The following is a 4,567-nucleotide window of genomic DNA, read 5'->3' on the forward strand; positions in this document are numbered from 1 at the left end:
AGGCATTTTTGGTGGATTTCGAGTTTCTTATTCGGTCAGGTCCGGAGGGGGACGATGTAGACTCCTGCGGGATGAACATGATCGGTGAGATCCCGCAGGGCTGTTAAGCCCGAGGAAGCTCAGCACATGCTCGCGGAAAGCGAAATCGTCCCCCGGAGGACCTTCCGCTCAATACAAATATCTCGAAATCAAGTCTTCAACAAACGGGAGCTTAACCTTAAAATCAACACGGAAGTTTAGCAAAGCCTTTTAGTAAGAATGATCAGAGCTGAGAAACACGGGATAAATGTATGTAGTTTTAAATAAATAAAGACTCTACTAATTTAATAGTAGAGTCTTTATAGTCTATTTATCGAGTTTTATTTACACTTACTACATTGTCTTCCTTCTCAGAAGTAGCAGCTGCTTCTTCTTCAGAGTCAGTTAATTCTTCTTTAGCTTCTTTGGCCTTGCTGCCTGCTTCTTGAAGGTCCTCTCCAGCGTCTTTAGCTGTTGAGATGATTTCTTCGGACTCTTCTTTAATATCCTGTACTTTATCGGAAATCTCTTTACCCTGATTGTTGAACACTTCTTGAATGGTTGAAATCGCTTCGTTTGTAATGTTTACTACTCGTTTTACGCGAGTCATAATGTCATCTTTTTTACCTGATGGATCTTCTTTTACTTCAGAAGCAAATCCGGTTACAGAATCTTTAGTGGAGCGGGAACCTTCTTTCAGACGCTGTCTTTCCTGAGGATCCTTAATTAAAATAAAGGCTCCGCCGATAACGGCACCTGTAATAATCGCAAGTGGAAGCTTTCTGCCTCCGCGTTTAGGTTGATTTTGATTTTGAGTCGTTTGATTATTTTCCATGTTTGATTTCTCCTTTGTACTAGTTTTAGCTTTTCTTTGCAGTTCTTGTCTCGCTGACTGCAAGTTCCTGTACTTCTCTTTACCAGTCTCTACGAAATTGTCTTTCTTGCGTTCAAACTTCATTTTATAAACAGAGGGACTTTTCTTAAGTGATTGGGCACTCATACCACTCAAGGCCCCTATGGATAAACCAGTAAGCCAGTCTTTTTTGCTCATGATTGACCTCCTACACGTGCAGTTTTTAACTCTTTCCGTTTTTGTGTTAAATAGTAGGTAAGAGCAAGAGCACCGTAAATACCGCGCCAGCCTTCTTCGTTAATTTTCTGTTCACCCTCGTGCGTGCTTTCCTTCATGGAATGAGTCATATCCACGAGTGAGGATGTCAGCTTCCTGGAAGATTCTCCGATATCCCCGACAATATAGAAAAGAGGGCTCAGGGCACGTATCTTCTCATTTACATCTGCTAAGGTATCATTACCATTGTTAAGAACGTTCGAAGTTTCTTTCATAACGGAGTCCAATTGTTCCGGAAGCTGATCGACGGTTTTGCGAACTCCTCCAAGAACATTGGCTAAATTATTCAATGCTTTAATTAAAAATATGGAGACAATTGCAAAAGCTATCCCTATGATAAGTACACCAATTCCTAAATAGTCCATTGTGTAAGCCTCGCTTTCCTATTTTCTTTGAGTTCTTTTCCATTTCATATACAGATTAAGAGCTGCATCGCCCCATCGCATGGCTTGAGCCACCTGGTCATCTCTCTTATTGGATGCATGAGCGACACTTTCACTCATTCCCTGTAAGGATTGATTCACATTCCCAACTGTTGAACCGACGTTTTGTAAGGAACTTACCAATCCGTTCAATGACTGGGTCTTATTTTCAAAATCTGCTGCAATATTGTTCGTTTTCTTTAATAAGCTTTCTGATTCCGTTGTAATCCCCTGCATCTGTCCCTCTACTTTTTCAAGAGTAGTAGAGACACTCGACATTGTACTGGATGCTGCTTTCAATGTCTTCACCACGAATATGGCAATTAAAGCAAAGGAGATTGCGATAATCAGTAAACTGATCCCTGCTAATGACATAACCACTCACCTCTTAATTTGTTTACTCTGTCTTTACCACTAAATAATTTTGGTGAAACCAATTTATTACCATAATCTTTATTACAATAATGTTACCATAAAAGGATACTGGTAATATCCTCCACCTCAGGTCATCCAATTATTGTAAATTACAAAATAAGGTTTTTTGGTGGGGTTATAGTGGAATAGGAGGAGTAACTCGTTGTAAGCGCTTACTATAAAAGCGTATTTAGCATATGGCTCCAATTCGAGCAATATTTACGGAAGTAGGCAAAATTCGACAAAACTTTTCTGAAAATTTTTGTTAAATTCAATTGTAAAAGCTAATCTTGGATTTTATGATAAGAACATAGCGGAAATTAGCATGAATTCTTGCTTTAGCGAACAAACTATATTTCTAAACGATAGAGGAGTGATGGTGTGGCCAATGAATCAACGTTAGAACACGATATCTACTTATTTCATGAAGGAAATCTTCGATATAGTTATCAGCTTCTTGGGGCTCACCCGGATGTTCAGGACGGAGTAGAAGGAATTCGTTTTGCAGTCTGGGCACCCAATGCCGTACAAGTAAGTGTGGTAGGTGTATTTAATGATTGGGATGGAAGACAGAATCCTATGGAGAAAGTGAACGAGAATGGGGTATGGCTTGCATTTATCCCTAAGCTTGAAAAAGGAACTATATATAAATATGAAATTTTGACGGCTCATGGACATCTTCGTTTAAAAGCTGACCCTTACGCTTTTTCCAGCGAATTGCGCCCCGATACGGCTTCCGTTGTCTATCCTCTTGATAACTATACATGGAATGATGATGAATGGATGAAAGACAGAAAAGCTAAAAACATCTATGAATCTCCTGTATCCATCTACGAGCTTCATTTAGGTTCATGGAAGTATATCGAACCTGAAGTTTACTACAATTATCGTGAATATGCAGATATGGTTATTCCTTATGTTAAGGATCTCGGCTATACACATATCGAACTCCTTCCAATTATGGAACATCCTTTTGACCGTTCCTGGGGCTATCAGACCACTGGTTATTTTGCGGTAACCTCACGCTACGGATCACCGGATGACTTTAAATATTTTGTAGATCAATGTCACCAGCATGGACTCGGAGTCATTCTTGACTGGGTACCCGGCCACTTTTGTAAGGATGAACACGGGTTAAGACGTTTTGACGGGGAAGCCCTCTATGAATATCAGAACCCGAGTAAAGCCGAGAAGACACAGTGGGGTACGTTAACCTTTGATTTTGGCAGAAGTGAAGTACACAGCTTCTTAATATCCAATGCCATTTACTGGCTGAAGGAATACCATCTGGATGGTCTGCGTGTCGACGCTGTAGCAAGCATGCTGTATTTAGACTTTGGCAAGAACGAAGGGGAATGGGAGCTGAATGAATATGGCGGCCGTGAAAATATCGAAGCGGTTTCTTTCATTAAGAAGATGAATGAGGCTGTATTTGAAGAAGTTCCCGATACACTTATGATGGCAGAAGAGTCAACTTCGTGGCCATTAGTCAGTTCTCCCACTTATATTGGGGGACTCGGCTTTAACTATAAATGGAATATGGGCTGGATGAATGACATGCTCAAGTATATGGAGACAGACCCGATTCATCGTAAGTACCATCATAATCTCATTACATTCTCATTGTTCTATGCTTTCACAGAAAATTTCGTATTACCGATTTCCCATGATGAAGTTGTTCATGGAAAGAAATCGTTACTAAATAAGATGCCGGGCGACTACTGGCAGAAGTTCGCAAACTTAAGAGCTTTCTTAGGGTACATGTATGCCCACCCTGGTAAGAAGTTATTATTCATGGGAGGTGAGTTTGGTCAGTTCGATGAATGGAAAGACCTTGAAGATCTTGATTGGGAGCTCCTGGAGTATGATTCCCACGCTGCCACCAAGAATTACATGAAAGAGCTTCACCAACTCTATCTGGACTCGGCTCCTTTGTGGGAGCTTGATCACAAAGAGGAAGGGTTTTCATGGATTGATGCCCAGAATTACGATCAAAGCATTGTATCATTCGCAAGGAACAGCCGTACATCAAACGATCAATTAATTGTGGTATGCAACTTCACTCCTCAGGTTTACCACGATTATAAAGTAGGAGTACCGAAACATGGCTCATACAAAGAAATCTTCTCGAGTGATGCGGAACGCTTCGGAGGTTCGGGTCAGGTCAATGGAGGGCCGCTCGGAACCATTCCTGAACCCTGGCAAGGCCAGGATCAGCATATCACCATGACCATTCCGCCGCTCGGTGTGAGCTTCTTGAAGAGAACTTCAGTATCCAAGGAGGAAAATCATGAAAAATAAAGAATGTGTCGCTATGCTGTTAGCTGGAGGACAAGGAACAAGATTAAAATCACTTACCAAAAAGATTGCCAAGCCTGCGGTGTATTTTGGTGGGAAGTACAGAATCATCGATTTTCCTTTAAGTAACTGCACGAACTCAAGGATTGATACAGTCGGGGTGCTGACTCAGTACGAGCCTCTTGTTTTAAATGATTATATTGGTATTGGAGCGCCCTGGGATCTCGACCGTAAATATGGCGGAGTATCCGTTCTTCCTCCGTTTATGCAGGCAGAAGGAGGAGGC

5 protein-coding genes are annotated in these 4,567 nt (G+C 41.3%); 2 read left to right on the plus strand and 3 right to left on the minus strand.

Annotated features, from left to right (window positions below):
* Window positions 1-349 precede the first annotated feature (349 nt).
* Genes WAM07_RS08010 through WAM07_RS08020 form a run of 3 tightly spaced genes read right to left on the minus strand, consistent with a single transcriptional unit; the run spans window position 350 to window position 1,944 of the window.
* Complete coding sequence (locus tag WAM07_RS08010) at window positions 350-1,069, minus strand: hypothetical protein (RefSeq protein WP_422165965.1); 720 nt, start codon at window positions 1,067-1,069, stop codon at window positions 350-352.
* Complete coding sequence (locus tag WAM07_RS08015) at window positions 1,066-1,512, minus strand: DUF948 domain-containing protein (RefSeq protein WP_224895331.1); 447 nt, start codon at window positions 1,510-1,512, stop codon at window positions 1,066-1,068. Before WAM07_RS08015 ends, WAM07_RS08010 begins: the two co-directional genes overlap by 4 nt.
* Window positions 1,513-1,530: 18 nt before the next feature.
* On the minus strand, window positions 1,531-1,944 hold the full coding sequence (locus tag WAM07_RS08020) for a DUF948 domain-containing protein (protein WP_014645215.1): 414 nt from the start codon (window positions 1,942-1,944) through the stop codon (window positions 1,531-1,533).
* 420 nt (window positions 1,945-2,364) lie between these two features.
* Here WAM07_RS08020 and glgB point away from each other — a divergent pair, with 420 nt between their 5' ends.
* Both glgB and WAM07_RS08030 read left to right on the plus strand, forming a co-directional pair.
* Entirely contained in the window at window positions 2,365-4,284 is a 1,920-nt protein-coding gene (gene glgB / locus WAM07_RS08025; RefSeq protein WP_422165966.1) for a 1,4-alpha-glucan branching protein GlgB, read from the plus strand.
* The coding region (locus WAM07_RS08030; protein ID WP_422165967.1) for a sugar phosphate nucleotidyltransferase at window positions 4,274-4,567 on the plus strand (294 nt) is incomplete at its 3' end. The genes glgB and WAM07_RS08030, both read left to right, overlap by 11 nt.

This window comes from Halobacillus sp., from assembly GCF_049282395.1.
In the GTDB taxonomy this organism is placed as follows: Bacteria; Bacillota; Bacilli; order Bacillales; family Halobacillaceae; genus Halobacillus.

Bases quoted from the DNA above. Each gene is read 5' to 3' on its own strand.
- WAM07_RS08020 (WP_014645215.1), bottom strand. From the start codon at position 1,944: ATGTCATTAGCAGGGATCAGTTTACTGATTATCGCAATCTCCTTTGCT.
- WAM07_RS08010 (WP_422165965.1), bottom strand. From the start codon at position 1,069: ATGAGCAAAAAAGACTGGCTTACTGGTTTATCCATAGGGGCCTTGAGT.
- WAM07_RS08015 (WP_224895331.1), bottom strand. From the start codon at position 1,512: ATGGACTATTTAGGAATTGGTGTACTTATCATAGGGATAGCTTTTGCA.